This is a genomic window from Streptomyces sp. NPDC002573, from assembly GCF_042889625.1.
Lineage (GTDB): Bacteria > Actinomycetota > Actinomycetes > Streptomycetales > Streptomycetaceae > Streptomyces > Streptomyces gibsoniae.
The window spans coordinates 212,779-227,233 of sequence record NZ_JBIARC010000007.1; the positions used below are offsets into that span (position 1 = coordinate 212,779).

General features: G+C 71.3%; 15 protein-coding genes. 6 read left to right on the forward strand and 9 right to left on the reverse strand.

Annotated elements, in window-relative coordinates:
* Positions 1-118: 118 nt before the first annotated feature.
* The 5 genes from ACFYX0_RS10100 to ACFYX0_RS10120 form a co-directional block, all read right to left on the reverse strand.
* A complete protein-coding gene (locus tag ACFYX0_RS10100) occupies positions 119-769 on the reverse strand; it encodes a DUF4360 domain-containing protein (protein ID WP_355914573.1) in 651 nt (216 codons plus the stop codon).
* Positions 770-1,102: 333 nt separating this feature from the next.
* Positions 1,103-1,777 carry a hypothetical protein gene (locus ACFYX0_RS10105; RefSeq protein WP_311695202.1) on the reverse strand — a complete coding sequence of 225 codons (675 nt, stop codon included), beginning with the start codon at positions 1,775-1,777 and terminating at the stop codon, positions 1,103-1,105.
* Between the two features lie 134 nt (positions 1,778-1,911).
* Positions 1,912-3,795, reverse strand: a complete 1,884-nt coding sequence (locus tag ACFYX0_RS10110) for a hypothetical protein (protein WP_388968687.1) — start codon at positions 3,793-3,795, stop codon at positions 1,912-1,914.
* 79 nt (positions 3,796-3,874) lie between these two features.
* On the reverse strand, positions 3,875-4,093 hold the full coding sequence (locus ACFYX0_RS10115) for a hypothetical protein (RefSeq protein WP_388968691.1): 219 nt from the start codon (positions 4,091-4,093) through the stop codon (positions 3,875-3,877).
* Between the two features lie 208 nt (positions 4,094-4,301).
* Positions 4,302-4,514, reverse strand: a complete 213-nt coding sequence (locus ACFYX0_RS10120) for a hypothetical protein (RefSeq protein ID WP_311695359.1) — start codon at positions 4,512-4,514, stop codon at positions 4,302-4,304.
* 234 nt (positions 4,515-4,748) lie between these two features.
* On the opposite strand from ACFYX0_RS10120, the gene ACFYX0_RS10125 reads away from it, so the two are divergent.
* A complete protein-coding gene (locus ACFYX0_RS10125) occupies positions 4,749-5,141 on the forward strand; it encodes a transcriptional regulator (protein WP_355914566.1) in 393 nt (130 codons plus the stop codon).
* Between the two features lie 152 nt (positions 5,142-5,293).
* Positions 5,294-5,554 (forward strand): hypothetical protein, encoded by a 261-nt coding sequence (locus ACFYX0_RS10130; protein WP_388968694.1) that lies wholly within the window; start codon positions 5,294-5,296, stop codon positions 5,552-5,554.
* Between the two features lie 260 nt (positions 5,555-5,814).
* On the opposite strand, the gene ACFYX0_RS10135 is transcribed toward ACFYX0_RS10130, so the two are convergent.
* On the reverse strand, positions 5,815-6,345 hold the full coding sequence (locus ACFYX0_RS10135; RefSeq protein ID WP_388968697.1) for a hypothetical protein: 531 nt from the start codon (positions 6,343-6,345) through the stop codon (positions 5,815-5,817).
* A gap of 248 nt (positions 6,346-6,593) precedes the next feature.
* Here ACFYX0_RS10135 and ACFYX0_RS10140 point away from each other — a divergent pair, with 248 nt between their 5' ends.
* The gene (locus ACFYX0_RS10140; RefSeq protein WP_388968700.1) at positions 6,594-7,094 is read left to right on the forward strand and encodes a hypothetical protein; all 501 of its coding nucleotides are present in this window, start codon (positions 6,594-6,596) and stop codon (positions 7,092-7,094) included.
* A gap of 125 nt (positions 7,095-7,219) precedes the next feature.
* Positions 7,220-8,941, forward strand: coding sequence for an ArnT family glycosyltransferase (locus ACFYX0_RS10145; RefSeq protein ID WP_388968702.1), 1,722 nt, complete (start codon positions 7,220-7,222; stop codon positions 8,939-8,941).
* Position 8,942: 1 nt separating this feature from the next.
* Here the strand turns inward: ACFYX0_RS10145 and ACFYX0_RS10150 are convergent, their stop codons facing one another.
* Positions 8,943-10,367 carry a M1 family metallopeptidase gene (locus ACFYX0_RS10150; RefSeq protein ID WP_355914554.1) on the reverse strand — a complete coding sequence of 475 codons (1,425 nt, stop codon included), beginning with the start codon at positions 10,365-10,367 and terminating at the stop codon, positions 8,943-8,945.
* Positions 10,368-10,531: 164 nt separating this feature from the next.
* On the opposite strand from ACFYX0_RS10150, the gene ACFYX0_RS10155 reads away from it, so the two are divergent.
* Positions 10,532-11,425, forward strand: a complete 894-nt coding sequence (locus tag ACFYX0_RS10155) for a Gfo/Idh/MocA family protein (protein ID WP_388968705.1) — start codon at positions 10,532-10,534, stop codon at positions 11,423-11,425.
* 72 nt (positions 11,426-11,497) lie between these two features.
* On the forward strand, positions 11,498-12,463 hold the full coding sequence (locus ACFYX0_RS10160) for an ATP-dependent DNA ligase (RefSeq protein ID WP_388968708.1): 966 nt from the start codon (positions 11,498-11,500) through the stop codon (positions 12,461-12,463).
* 95 nt (positions 12,464-12,558) lie between these two features.
* Here the strand turns inward: ACFYX0_RS10160 and ACFYX0_RS10165 are convergent, their stop codons facing one another.
* Together ACFYX0_RS10165 and ACFYX0_RS10170 are read right to left on the reverse strand one after the other, a co-directional pair.
* Complete coding sequence (locus ACFYX0_RS10165) at positions 12,559-12,930, reverse strand: DUF6479 family protein (RefSeq protein ID WP_355914545.1); 372 nt, start codon at positions 12,928-12,930, stop codon at positions 12,559-12,561.
* Between the two features lie 143 nt (positions 12,931-13,073).
* Complete coding sequence (locus ACFYX0_RS10170; protein ID WP_388968711.1) at positions 13,074-14,420, reverse strand: MFS transporter; 1,347 nt, start codon at positions 14,418-14,420, stop codon at positions 13,074-13,076.
* Between the last annotated feature and the right edge of the window lie 35 nt (positions 14,421-14,455).

Here is a 14,455-nt window from a genome sequence, read left to right on the forward strand (position 1 = left end):
TGAACAACAAGCTGGTCCAAAATTGGATGACACCCGCGGGCCAGGGCCGGGGACCACCCCGCGTCCGGTGCCACCGGCTCCGGTGCGGAGGAGACGGTGACACCGGACGGTCCGGGGATCAGGAGTCGGGACACTCCTTCCAGGCCAGGTGGTAGATGGTGCTCAGGTCACCGTCCGTCGAGTCCATCGTCATGAAGCTCGTGCTGCCGGGCGCCGACGTGCCGGCGTTGACCCGCAGTTCGGTGTTGATGTTGAAGTTGCGCTGCACCCCACAGGGCGCCCACACCAGTTGCGCCCAGTCAGTGGTGTCCGTGGCCTGCCAGTTGTCGTTGTACGGACCGGAGAACGGGTGGGTGAGCGCCGCCGTGTTCGACGAGCCCTGGAAGTAGTACGAGGCCTTCTCCGTGCTGCTGGCCCCGCGCTGGAGGGACGCGAAGCCGCGGTAGTCCGCGCTGGCGATGGCGTACGTGAAGCCCTGCGGCACGTGCACGATCAGGTTGAGCTGGCAGTTCTTGCGGAACGCGGTGGGATCGGCGCTCCCGCCGACCTGGGCCAGGTAGTTGCTGTAGGTCACCGTGAAGGCGGTGTTGTCCGGCGAGACGGCGATCGCCGCGGTGCCCTGGGGGCAGCCGGAGCCGTTCACCGTGGCGATCTTGATGACGATCTTGTCCGGGGGCGGGTCGGTGAAGCCGCCCGACGGGTCCTGTACGGGGAATGCGGTGGCGAGGAGCGCGGCTATCGCGCCGCCGAGGAACAGTCCACCGGCCATGGTTCTCCCATCCGTTGCATCGGTTCTCCGGCGGCGTGACGCCGTCGGCTTTGGGGGGTGCGGCCCCGCGCAGGCGGGACCGTCGCGGACCAGGTGCGTTGGATCAGATACCGAGGTTGATCATGCGCATGCCAAATGACGGCAGGCGCGCCACCCGGCCTGTGAACGAGCTGTGAAGACCGGGAGCGACCGCATCGTATGTACTGCGTCATCAATCCGGAACGGCCATCTCCGGCCAATCGTTCACCGTGTTCGGCCGACCGGTCGCCGAGTGAACGGGCGGAGGCCCGCCGCCCCGGGCCCTTCCGGGGGCGGCGGGCCGGGCCGGCCCGGTCAGTGGGCGGGCCAGCCGTCCAGGTGGCGGTGGAGCGTCACGGTGGGTCGCTCGGCACCCTTGGGCGCCTTCGCGACCGCGTCGTTCAGCACGGTGTTGACCTCGGCGGCCAGCGCGTCGGCCCGCTGCTTCAGCTCGGTGGCCGGAAGGGTCGAGCGGGTCAGGGCGTCCAGTCGACGGTGGATGTCGTCGAGGCGCTGCCTGGTCGCCTGGTCCAGGTTGAGGGGGCGCGGCGTGGAGACCACGAACTGATAGGCCCCGGCGAGGGTCTGGCAGCCGTCGCAGTGGTTGTTGACCGCGTCGCCGCGGTTCAGGGCGTTCAGATGGGTGTGCTCACCGGCCATCGTGACGATCTGGAAGGACAGGGCGACCGAGCGGCAGTGGTCGTCGACCGAGCAGCCCACCCCGACGGCGTTGGCCTGGTTGCGCACGGTGGCGGCGTTGACCGTGCCGAACTGGCGCACCGTGAAGGAGTCCCTGGCCTGCGTGTGGTGATGGAAGTCGGCGCGGCTGAAGGTCTGGTCGGTGACGACCGCCGTGTGCTGCGGTGTCCCCGTCGCCGCCTGTGCGGGAACCGCGGTCGCGATTCCGGCCGCGCCGGCGGCGAACAGCCCGACACGGACGGCGCGTTGGGTGAAGGCTGAATGTGTACGTGGTTTGCGGTGCTGGTTCACTTGGGTCTCCTGCTGGAGTGATGTCGACAAACGGGCGCCGCCGGACCGGGGTGCACGGCACTCCCGGCCGACGGCGGGACCGGCCCTGGGCCCAGGGCCGGTCCGCACGACCCCCGGGGCGTGGCCCGGGGTGTTCAGGAAGCGGACGGCGTGGGCCCGGCGGGCGACTCGCTCACGGTGACCGACGGGGACGAGCTGACGGTCGCGGAGGGCGGCGGGGACGGCGAGACGGAGCCGGGATCCGCAGGAGCGGAAACCGAGGGACCGCCCACGGCGGGACTGCCGGTCGGCCTGCCGCCGGGGGCCCCGGACGGCGACTTGGAGGCGCTGGGCCCGGGACTCACGGAGTCGGACGGGCTCGCCGAGACGGAGGGAGCGGCCGAGGCGCTCGGGGATACTGCGCCGGAGGGCACACCGGTGGCCGTGGCCGACGGTGCGGTGTGCTGCCGGTCCGATGGGGTGGCGACCCGTGCCGGCGGGGCCGAGGTCGACACACCGGGCTGCAGGATCGGAGCGATCGGGGGTCGTTTCGGCAGCGGCTCCGGCGTCAGACCGGAGACCCAGGCGTAACTGAGGCCGCCCAGTGCGACCAGGAGCACGCCGCACAGTGCCATGCGCAGACCTGGCCGTCCGGCCGTCGACTTCGCGGCGCCCCGCCAGAGACGTCCGCCGAGTTTCACTGACAGATAGACCACGCCTGCCATGGGGCACAGCAGCATGACGCAGCCGACCACGCCCATCAGCCCGGCCGCGATCTCCCCGTGCGCGAACGCGCCGCCGGTGCCGACGACTTGCTCGGTCAGCGAGCGGACCATCGTGGTGGTGAGTCGAGGCAGGTTCCACAGCGCGTAGCCCATCTCGCCGACCAGCAGGGGCACCATGGTGAGCACCCAGGTGGCGACGATGACCCGGGCCGACTTCTTGAGCGCGGCGACCTCGGCGCGGGCCTTGCGTCCCTTGGCCCCGGGCACCAGGCTCAGCAGGATCGGCTTGATCTTGCCGTAGAGGTCGGGCACACCGGCGAGGTCGCCGAGGATGTAGTAGCCGTCCAGCCGTACGGCCGGCATCAGCTGTTCGAGGATCTCGAAGTGCCCCAGATAGACGGCGGCCAGGAAGAACGCCTGACCGCTCACGGCATAGGCGCCGGCCATGGCCAGCATGAAGACGACGTTGAAGTAGACACCGCCTAGGTCGGTGCGGAGCCGGCCGGCCCGTCCGATCCGGTAGACGTCGGTGACGTCGGTGTACATCGAGGGCCAGATGAGGAACAGGCCGCAGCCGATGCAGCCGGGCCGAGCGCCGCCGTAGCGGCAGGCCGAGGCATGGCCGAACTCATGGAAGACCAGGGAGGCCACGGTCAGCACGAAGACCACGAGCAGCAGCACCGGCTGGTCCAGCACCTCGAGCACGGGTGTGATCGCGCCGAAGAACGCGAACAGCCAGACGTCCAGCACGGCGATGCCCACGAGCACGGCCGCCACCACCAGGGGGCGGTGCAGCCAGGCCAGCGCACGGGCGATTCTCGCCACCCGCCGTTCGTTGAACAGGACGCGATGGCCCTTGAGGGCGAGGAGCAGGTCCGAGCGGGGCGCTACGACCTCGTCCTCCTCCTGACCCTCGGGGACCGTCACCCCGAGCGGGTCCAGCTTGTTCTCGACTAGATAGCGGATGTTCTCCGCGCTGACCTCACGCCCGAACCGGGCGCTGACCCGGTGGGCGATCGTCTCGATGTCGCGGTGGCCGTCGACCGATGACGCCACCAGGTGCAGCAGCCGGGACAGCTGCACGACCTGCCCGTCCCCCCGACGGGCGATGTACCTGGGCTCGGTGAAGCCCGATCCCTGATACTCGCCGTGCAGTTGCAGTCCGGCGCTGAGCCGCGGCACGAGCGGTTTCTCGAAGCCGACGACGGTCGGGTTCGCCGCGGTGACCTGCTCGTAGGTCACCGGCATTCCCCCGGGCCCGGGTACGGGGCCGGTGTCGTACAGTGCCGCGGTGTTGTCCCCCAGCAGCGTCATATGCGCCTTTCCTCCCCCCAAGGGCGGACCGCGCCTGCCCCATGCGCGGTCCGCCGGACATGCCCTCGTTGTACGGGGGTTACTGCTTGATGTTGATCGACTGGGTGGCCTGGGACTCGGCGACCGACCACACGGAGTGGTCGTTGACCGCGGCCGACTCGTTGTGCGCGGAGACGTTGGCGACGTGCTTGGTGACGTTCACCGTCTTGCCGAAGCTGAACTTCAGGCGGCCCAGCGCCTCACGGCCCGGCAGCAGCTCCGCGGACTCGGCGTCCAGCTCGTACGCGTTCATGCTCATGGCGTGTCCTTTCCTAAAGACCTTCGTTGACAGGCTGAATGGGTGCCGGGCGGCTCAAGGCGCCGCCCGGCGAGAGGTGGTGACGTGTCGTCAGACGACGAGGCCAGTCGGGGGTACCGCCGCGGCGGGCGGAGGTGTGTGGTGATGCGTCGCCGCGGCGGTACCGAGTGCCGCACGGTGCCGGGGCGCCGGCCCGTGCGGCACAGGATCACTGGCCGATGTTGATGGACTGGGCGGCGCCCGAGTCCGCCACCGACCACGCGGAGTGGTCGTTGAGCGCGGCCGACTCGTTGTGCGCGGAGACGTTGGCGACGTGCTTGGTGACGTTCACCGTCTTGCCGAAGCTGAACTTCAGGCGGCCCAGGGCCTCACGGCCCGGCAGCAGCTCCGCGGACTCGGCGTCGAGCTCACGAGGATCCATCATGATCGATTCCCCCTCAGGGATCGTGTCGTGTTTCCGTCGGACACGGTCAGGTCCCCCCGGATCGTGTCCAACTCCGTCGGACGGGCTGTCCAACGAGATTGGACACTACGGGCCGCGACCGGTGTGACGCAAGCGGTTCGGGAGAGCACCTTCCGTCACACACCCAAGTCGCCCCTAGAATGATCCGACACGGAAGAGTTCCGCCCGGCGGCGAGCAGGAAGTGACCATCGGTGGCCAACGCACTGCAGCAGATCATCCGCGAGCGACTGGACAGTGAGCGCTGGTCCTACGGCGACGTCGCCCGCCGCGGAGGCATCCCGCGCTCCACGGTCCACCATCTGGCCACGACGGAGCACATGGCCCGCATGCCCCAGCCGGCCACCCTCGAAGGGCTGGCGCTGGGCCTGGGACTGCCCCTGGGGTCCATCCGTCAGGCCGCCGCGGAGGCGTGCGGCATCCACTTCTACGCCCCCGCCGGTGAACCCGCGCCCGCCTCCGGCACCCCCGGCGACTCCGAGGTCGACGTGCTCATCGCGAGCGTCCAGCGACTGTCGACCGAGGACCGCCGCCATGTCGCGGCGCTGGTCGAGTCGCTACTGAACCGCGGTTCGAACGCTTCCTGACCGCAGACGGCGGCAAGCGCAGCGGATTCGCACCCCGTCCGCCACTTCCGCAAAAAGTAGCCACTCCCGCCCAAAGGCCCATGATCCGCCGCTAGTCTCTCCTCCTGCCCGGGACCCGTGAGCCGCACGCCCCGGGCCGACTGGGGGGAACTTTGCTCTTCGTACACGGCGGCCCCACCACCGCCATCGTCAAAGGGCCCACGGGAGAATCCGTGGTCCTGCTCTCCGGCGAGTTGCCGGCCGACCTCACCGACACGGCCATCGGTGAACTGCTCGACCTCGCGGCGGCCGTACTGAGCGAGGAGGAACTCGCGCTCTTCGACCAGTGCCTCGCCATGCTCCGCCGCGGCGAGGGCCCCACTCCTCAGCGCATCGAGGTCAACGGCGCCGTGCTCACCGTCTACCGCGAGTGACCGCGGGCCCGCCGCCGGGCGCGGGGCCGACCTCGTACGCAATTCCGGGCGCCGGGACCGTGGCCACCCGCCTCCGGGCAGGGCACCATCACGGCCATGGGAAAGACCGCACCAGAGCACCACCGCCCCGCCTACCGGGCGGCACCGTGAACCCGGCCCGCATCCCCGGCCTGATCGTGCCGCTCGTCTTCCTGATCGCTCTCGTGGCCGGTGCCGTGTGGTACTGGCGGCACCGTGGCGAATAGCCCCGGCGCGCCGGGTCAGCTCGGCCCTCGTTCCACCTGCTCACGCAGGAACGTGCTGATCTGTCCGGCCAGCACCTCCGACACGTCGTCGGGACGGGCGCCCGCCTCGGGCATACCGTCCGGCGTGCTGAGATCGCCGGACCACAGATACCGGTCGGCCCATTCCTCGCCGGCTTTCACCTGCACCTGGATGTCGACGAGATGCAGACAGGGCTCCGGGGCGGCGGCGTACAGCACCGCGGTCGCGCGGCGCAGCGGATAGAGATCGAAACCCTCGATGAATTGCGAGTTGCGCCAGTCGAGGAAGGCGCTCTCCCCGTCGGAGCCGGTGCGGATGTCGAGTTGACCGTCCTCGAGATGGATGTCGACGACGTCCCCGCCGCGATTTTCGACGGTCACCCGGAAGCGGAAATACGTGAGGCCCTCGGCCACGTCGTCACGCCCGCGCGGCGGCTCCGCCTTTTCCAGGCGGTGCACGCGAATACGCAGACCGGCATGCTCGTCCGAGCATTCCTGCCAGTCACCGATCACATGGGGCTCGCGCACAGTCCACCTCTCCACTTCCGCGCCTTTCCTATCCGCGCACGCAACAAAGTGTCAAATGCGGAGAACACCGCGTGGTCAGCGGATTTACCCCGCTTGATCACTGATCAAGCGATGCGCAGCAAGGATCCCCCGAAGGCGCCGGGGGGACCGTCGCGCACGTGTCGCACATCACGCCCGCCGCCACCCGCGGCACGGCGGAACCGGGGCTCCCGCACGGGACCACTTTGGCGGCTGGCACACTGCACGCCATGGCCCCGATCACGCCCGCCCGCGCGCTGCGTCTCCTCGTCACCGGGCTGGTCTGTCTGACCACCGCGAGCGGCGCCCTCCTCGGCGCGCTCTTCGGCGGGGCACGGATCGCGCTCGTCGCCGCGGCGGCCGCCGGCGCGGCGACCGCACTCGTCACGTTCTTCTTCCGCCGACGGGCGCTCGTGCACTTCGCGGCGGCCCGGCAGCGGGCCGGGGTGCGCGGCTACGCCGAGGGGATAGCCCACGGCGTGCTCCTGCACGTCGCCGCGTACGAGGCCGCGGTCTTCCCGCGCACGGGGCCGGCGGGGGTCACCCCCGAGGAACGGGCCGCGCGGCGCACGGTCGCCTACCGGATGGCCGCACTGGACGAGGTGCCCCGGCCGGTGCGGGAGGCCGCGGCCGACGCGCTCGGCGCGCTCGACGACGCCGACCGCACCCGGGCCGAGGACGCCCTCGCCCACCTCGCCTCCACCGTGCGGCAGGAGTACGTACGCCCCTGACGAGCCCGGCACCTGTGGTGCCCCGCTCTTCCCCTCCGGTGCCGCACACGTGGCCCGCCGTGCTCCGTGCGCCGTGCCCCGTGCGCCGTTGAGCAAGGTCCGGCCGTTCCGACGTAGCAGAGGGCATGATGACGTACGAACAGCAGTCGCTCCTCGCAGCCGACGACGGGCCCGCCGCGGCCCCCGGTGCGGTGCCGGCCGGCGGTCGGCGGGGTGGCAGCCACCGGGAGCGGCTGCGGCGCCACCGGCGGCCGCTGCTGGCACTGCTGGTGGTCGCGCTGCTGGCGCAGATGGCCGTGGCGATGGTCACCACCGCCGTGCGGCAGACGCCCACCATCGACGAGCCTGTCTACGTGGGCACGGCAGTGGTGTACGTCCGGGAGCACAGTCTGCGGTTCAACCCGGAGCACCCGCCGCTCGGCAAGCTCATCGTCGCGGCCGGCACGGTGTTCGCGCATCCGCATCTGAAGCCCGGATTCCACGGTGACCAGGGGCAGTTGGGCCGACGGCTGCTGTACGAGTCGGGCAACGACCCCTGGCGGGTGATGTTCTGGGCCCGGCTGCCGGTGATGGTGGTGACGCTGCTGTTCGGGCTGGTCGTCTTCAGCTTCGCGCGCGATCTCGTGGGACGGGTGGGCGGCCTGGCGGCGCTCGCCCTGTACGCGTTCTCCCCCGATCTGATCACCAACGGCTCGCTGGCCACCCTCGACATGCCCGCCGCGGGGTTCGTGGTGACCGCGACATGGATGCTGTGGCGTGCCCGGCGCCAGCCGCTGCCGTATCTGCTCCTCGCCGGTCTCGCGACGGGGGCCGCCGTCGCCACGAAGATGAGCACCCTGCCCGCGGTGCCGGTCCTGCTGGCGCTGGCCGCCTGGTCGTACTGGCGGGCGACCGCGGGCAGCGTGCCCCGACGGCGGCGCGCGGCGGGCGCTGTGGCGGCAGCCGTCGGCGTCGCACTGGTGCTGATCGCGGTCGTGTGGGCCGTGTATCTGGCCGTGGATCCCCGGCTGCGGTGGACGACACCGGGGAACGTACCGGCGGTGCACGGTCTGCGGGGGCTGCTGATCGACGTGCTGCCGTTCCCCGACGCGTACCGCGACGGGATGCGGATCCAGTTCGGCTTCGAGAGCGCGACCTGGCACGGCTATCTGTTCGGCCACGTCTACTCGGGCGCCCTGTGGTACTACCTGCCGGCCGCGCTACTGGTGAAGACACCGCTCGGCATGCTGGCGCTGTGGCTCCTCGGTGCCGGGGTCATGGCGGCGGTGCCCTCGCTGCGCGCCGCCGTGCCGTATGTGCTGGTGGTGCCGGGGGTGCTGCTGGTGGCGGCCATGCAGGGCTCACGCGACCTCGGGGTGCGCTACGCACTGTTCGTGCCGGTGTTCCTGGCCGTGGCGGCCGCCTGTGCGGTCGCGCTGCGGCGGCGCGGGGCGTACGCCGTGACGGCGGTGCTGGTCGCGTTCGTCGCGGTCAGCTCACTGCGGACGTACCCGTACTACCTGCCGTACTCCAATGAGGCCTTCGGCGGTCCCGCGAAGACCCATCTCAGGCTGCACGACTCGAACGTCGACTGGGGCCAGGACCTCGGGCGGCTGGCCGACCGGCTGCGTGAGCGCTACCCGAGGGAGCGGGAGGTGTGGCTGGTCTACAAGGGCAGCGGCGTGCCCTCCTGGTACGGCATCCATGGCCGTGACCCGCTCAAGGCGCCGCCGGAGCGGGTGCACGGGCTGCTGGTGGTGTCCGACTCGTCGATCGCCAAGGCGCAGGGACCGCTGAAGCGGCTGATCCGCGGCAGCAGGGCGATCGACGACGTCGGACACTCCGTCACGATCTTCCGGCGGCCGTAGGTCAGGGCGCGGTGGGCTTGCCCGCCGTGCCGATCCAGGTGTGGAACAGCGGGCCGAGGTCCTTGCCCGACAGGCGCTCCGAGAGCCGGACGAACCGGGCCGTGGTGCCGTGGCCGCCGCGGTGTTCGGCCGCCCAGGTGCGCAGGATGCGGAAGAACACCGCGTCGCCGACGGTCGTGCGCAGCCGGTGCAGGGCCATGGCGCCCCGGGCGTAGACCGGCGTGTCGAAGATGCGGGCCCCGCTGCCGGGGTCGGCGGGCGGGAAGGCCCACAACTCGTCGCTCGCCGGACGGGCGTAGAGCGAGTCGAAGGACTGCTGTGCCGTCGTGCGTCCGTGCTGCTCGCTGTAGAGCCACTCGGCGTAGGTGGCGAAGCCCTCGTTGAGCCAGATGTCCTGCCAGCGGGTGAGGCTGACCGAGTCGCCGAACCACTGGTGGGCGCTCTCGTGCACCAGGGTGCTCAGATCGGGGGCCCGGTCGTAGACCGGCCGGGTCTGTGTCTCCAGCGCGTAGCCGACGTTCGTGGCCTTGTCGACGATGGCGCCGGCCGCGCGGAAGGGGTAGGGGCCGAAGAGCCTGCTCTCCCAGGCGAGGACGGAGGGCAGCTTCTTGAGCACGGGCGCGGCGGCGGACGCCTCGCGCGGGTCGACGGCGTTGAAGACCTTGATGCCGTCCGGAGTGGTGTACTGCTCGACGTCGAACTTCCCCACGGTCGCCGTGGCCAGGTACGCGGCCATCGGCTCGGACTGACGCCAGTGGAACGTGGTGTGCCCGTGGGCGGTCTTCCGGCTGACCAGGACGCCGTTGGCGACGGCGGTGCGGTCCTGTGGGACGGTGATGGTGATGTCGTACGACGCCTTGTCCCGCGGGTGGCTGTTCGCGGGGAACCAGGTCATGGCGCCCTGCGGCTCGCCCGCCACGAACGCGCCGTCGTCGGTGGGGATCCAGCCGTCGAGCGAGCCGTCCGGATCGGTGACCGGCTTGGGCGTGCCCTCGTAGCTGACGGCGACACGGAAGTCCTGGCCCTTGCGCAGCGCGTGCCGCGGGGAGACCACGAGTTCCTGCCCGTCGCGGCGGAAGGACGCCTTGTGGTGGTCGACGGTGACCGCGGTGACCTTGAGGCCCTGGAGGTCGAGGTCGAAGCGGGTGAGGCGCTGCGTGGCCCGGGCGCGCAGGACGGCCTGGCCGTCGAGGTGGCGGCTGCCCGGGGTGTAGCCGAGGGTCAGGCCGTAATGGCACACCTCGTAGCCGCCGTTGCCCTCGAGCGGGAAGTACGGGTCGCCCGCCCCGGACGCGCCCACGGTGCCGGCCGCGGCGGGGCCCGCGGCGGCGAGCAGCGCGGCGAGGGCGACGGGGACCGTTCCTGCGACGGCCTGCCGGGGAAGGACGGTGCTGCGTCTGCGGGTGTGCGGACGGGGTGGCGTCACGGTGACTCCTGTCGAGGGACGGATGATCAACGGCCGTCAGCTTAGGGTGCGGCCCGTCCCCGGAGTCATCGGTGTTCGGTCAAGTTCCTTGCTGCCGGGCCGGGTTGGACCGGTCCGGGGAGCGGATCTGTTCAATCCCGTGGAGACGTGATGGAGTTCGTGCCATGACCGATCTGCTGTTGCCGTGGACCGGGGAGCCCCTGCGGGTGGGGCTCGTCGGGGCGGGTCCCTGGGCGCGCGCCGTGCACGCACGAGTGCTCGCGGCCGGGCCGGAGACCCGCCTGACGGCGGTGTGGGCGCGGCGTGAGGAGGCGGCCCGTGAGACCGCGGCCCCGTACGGGGCGAAGGCCACGGACCGGTTCGAGGAACTCCTGGACTCCTGCGAGGCGGTGGCGTTCTCGGTCCCTCCGGCGGTCCAGGCCGAACTGGCCGGGCGGGCCGCGCGGGCGGCCCGGGCCCTGCTGCTGGAGAAGCCGCTCGGAGGGGATCTGCCCTCGGCGCGGCGGCTCGCGGACACGGTCGGGGAGGCGGGGGTCGTCTCCCAGCTCGTCCTGAGCAACCGCTACCACCCGGCGGCCCGTCGGTTCCTGGCCGCCGCACGGGAGACGGAGGTCGTCGGCGCGCGCTCCAGCGGACTGAGCGGTGCCTTCCTGGGCGGCGACTTCGCGACCCCGTGGCGCCTGGAGCACGGCGCACTGCTCGACGTGGGGCCGCATCTGCTCGATCTGCTGGACGCGGCGGTCGGACCGGTCGACCGGGTACGCGGCACCGGGGATCCCCGCCGCTGGATCGAGCTGACCTGTGAGCACACCACGGGCGCGATCAGCCAGTGCTCGCTGTCCGGCTCGGTGGACGTCCCGCGGGGCGGCACCCGCGTCGAGCTGTTCGGACCGCGGCCTCCCCTGGTCTACGACACCGCCGGGCTCGACTACGAGGAGGCCTGGCCGGTGCTGCGCCGCGAGTTCGCCACCGCCGTGCGCACGGGGGTGTCCGGTGAGCTGGACGTCCGGCGGGGGCTGCGGTTGCAGGAACTCATCGCTCAGGCCGCGCTGACCTAGCTCCGGCGCCGTTCAGGGGAAAACGCCGGGACGGGACGCGTGGCGGTGCCCGGCGGCGTCGACAACTGACCCGTGAGACTTCCGCTGATCGCCCCCATGCTCGCCACGCCCGGCGTCCTGCCGCCCGCCCGGCAGGACGACCGGTGGGCGTACGAGACCAAGCAGGACGGCCAGCGGGCGGTGGTCTATCTGCCCGGTGACGGCAGCCTGGAACTGCGCGCCCGGTCGGGGGAGATCATCACGGGCGCGTATCCCGAGCTGCGTCCGCTGGGGGGTGTCCTGGGCGCGGCAGCCGCCGTGCTGGACGGGGAGGTGGTGGCTCCGGACGAGCGGGGGCGGGGGGACTTCCAGCGGCTGCAGTCCCGGATGGGCCTGGCCCACTCGCCGGCGCTGGCGGCGCGCCGTGCGGCCCAGACGCCTGTGCATCTGGTGCTGTTCGACGTGATGTTCCTGCGGCACGACCTCACCCGGCTCCCCTACGCGGAGCGTCGCCGGCAACTGGAGGCGCTCGGGCTGGGCGGGCCGCACTGGTCGACGCCGGGCGCGATCGTGGGCCACGGCGCCCAGGCCCTGGAGGCGACGCGGGAGAGCGGTCTGGAGGGGCTGGTGTGCAAGCGGCTGGACTCGGTGTACGAGCCCGGGGTGCGGTCGCGGTCCTGGATCAAGATCCGCAATGTTCGGGCGGTGGATGTGATCGTCGGCGGCTGGCTGCCCGGCCAGGGCCGGCTGTCGGGACTGCCCGGGGCGCTGCTGGTCGGGCAGCGGGAGGCGGGGCGGCTCCGCTACGTGGGCCGGGTCGGCACCGGCTGGAGCGAGGCGGAACGAGGTGAACTGGCCCGGATGCTCGAGCCCCTGGAGTCACGGGTGTGCCCCTTCGACCGGGACCCCCGGGTGACGGGGGCCCGCTGGGTGCTGCCGAGACTCGTCGGCGAGGTCCGCTACAGCACGCGCACCCGGTCCGGGCTCCTCAGACAGCCGTCATGGCTGCGGATGCGTCCGGACCTGACGCCGGAGGAGTCGGCGGCCGAGCTGCCGTGAAGGCACCGAAGCCCGGCGCCTCCGCCCCGGACGTACTGCCTGCGTACGTGCCGGGGCAAACGCGCCGGGCCGGTGGCGTGGCGGTCGTGGGCGGCTCAGACGTGACCCGGGCCGCCGCTGCCGAACGCACCGCTGGAGCCGGGGAGCCAGCGCTTGCGTTGCTGGTCGTCGCAGCGTTTGCTCGCCGCGTGATGGAGCTCGTACGGCATCAGCCGTTCGCTCTCCTGCGAGGCGTGCGGCATCTCTTCCGGCTCCCGGACCTCGCGCTCCTCAAGGACGGGGCCGGTGTCGGGGAGGTGCGGCTGTTCCTCGGGGGTCGGGGGTTCGGGTTCCCGGTCTCGCACGACCATACCGATCCGTACGGCCCAGATCAGTGCTCCGGAGACGATCATGCCGCCGATGAAGGCGAGGAACACGTTGACCTGTTCCTGCGATACCGCCAGCAGTACGTAGCTCATCGTATTCATAATTCGACCATACTCCCGCCGAATGGAAATCGCGCTCCCCCGGGAATTACTCCGGAAATACGACTGTCGCGCGCCCGGAATTGCCGGACGCGCGACAGTCGTATTTCCTCGACCAGGTGTCTGGTCCCCGACGAGGTGCCTGGTCAGATCCGGTACTCGCGCAGGGCCGGGGTCGCGAGGGCGAGGACCAGGGTGGCGAGGACCACCAGGAGGCCGCCGCCCGCGATGGCCGCGCGGACACCGAGGGCCGAGCCGACCGTGCCGTGCAGGACGTCCGCGAGACGGGGGCCGCCCGCGACGACGACGATGAACACGCCCTGCATCCGGCCTCGCATCTCGTCGGTGGCGGCCGACAGCAGAATGGCCCCGCGGAAGACCATCGAGACCATGTCTGCGACTCCGGCGGCGGCCAGGAGGACCACGGCCACCCAGAGGTTCGTGGAGAGTCCGAGGCCGGTGATGGCCACGCCCCAGGCCATCACCGACAGGATGACCATGAGGCCGTGGCGTCGCGCACGGGAGAACGTGCCGGACATCAGACCGCCCAGCACGGCGCCGATCGGAATGGCCGCGAAGAGCAGTCCGAGCGCGAGTCCTTCCCCGTAGGACGCGTAGGTGTGGGCGGCGAGCTGCGGAAACAGCGCCCGCGGCATGCCCAGCACCATGGCGATGATGTCGGCGAGGAAGGACAGCAGCAGGACCTTGTGCAGCGCCATGTAGCGGAAGCCGTCGGCTATCGCCTGCCAGCCGGCGCTGCTCTTCACCGCCGCCGACAGGGGTGGCAGTGCGGGGAGCCGCAGCACGGCCCACACCGTCACGCAGAGCGCCAGGGCGTCGATCAGATACAGCTCGGACAGGCCGATCACGGGGATCAGCACGCCCGCCAGGAGCGGGCCCGCGACCAGACCGGTCTGCATCACGGTCGAGCCGAGCGCGTTGGCCGCCGGGAGTTCCTCCGCCGGTACCAGTCGGGCGATGGAGGCGCTGCGGGCCGGGGAGTTGAGGCCGAAGAAGGCCTGCTGGAGGGCGAGCAGCGCCATGAGCACGACCACCGAGTCCATTCCGAGGGCGGCCTGGACCCAGAAGAGCACGGACGTGACCGCGAGACCCGAGTTGGTGAGCAGTAGGAGCCTGCGGCGGTCCATGCTGTCGGCGATCGCGCCGCCCCACAGGCCGAACACCGCGAGCGGCAGCAGGCCCGCCAGACTGGCGTAGCCCACCCATGCGGAGGAGCCCGTGATGTCGTAGATCTGCTTGGGCACCGCGACCGCGGTGAGCTGGCTGCCGACACTCGTGACGATCGTCGACGTCCACAGGCGGCGGTAGGCGGGGCGGCGCAGCGGCCGGGTGTCCATCGCCCAGCGGCGCCATCCCCGCCTCTTGGGTCCCCCCGCGTCCTGCCCGTCGTCCTGAGCCGCTGTTCCGCTGTCTGTTCCGCTGCGTTTTCCGCCGTCGGTTCCGTTGTCGGTCGTGCTTTCGCTCGTGTCCACGGACTTCCTAGCTGCTTGGTACACCTTTTGATTCC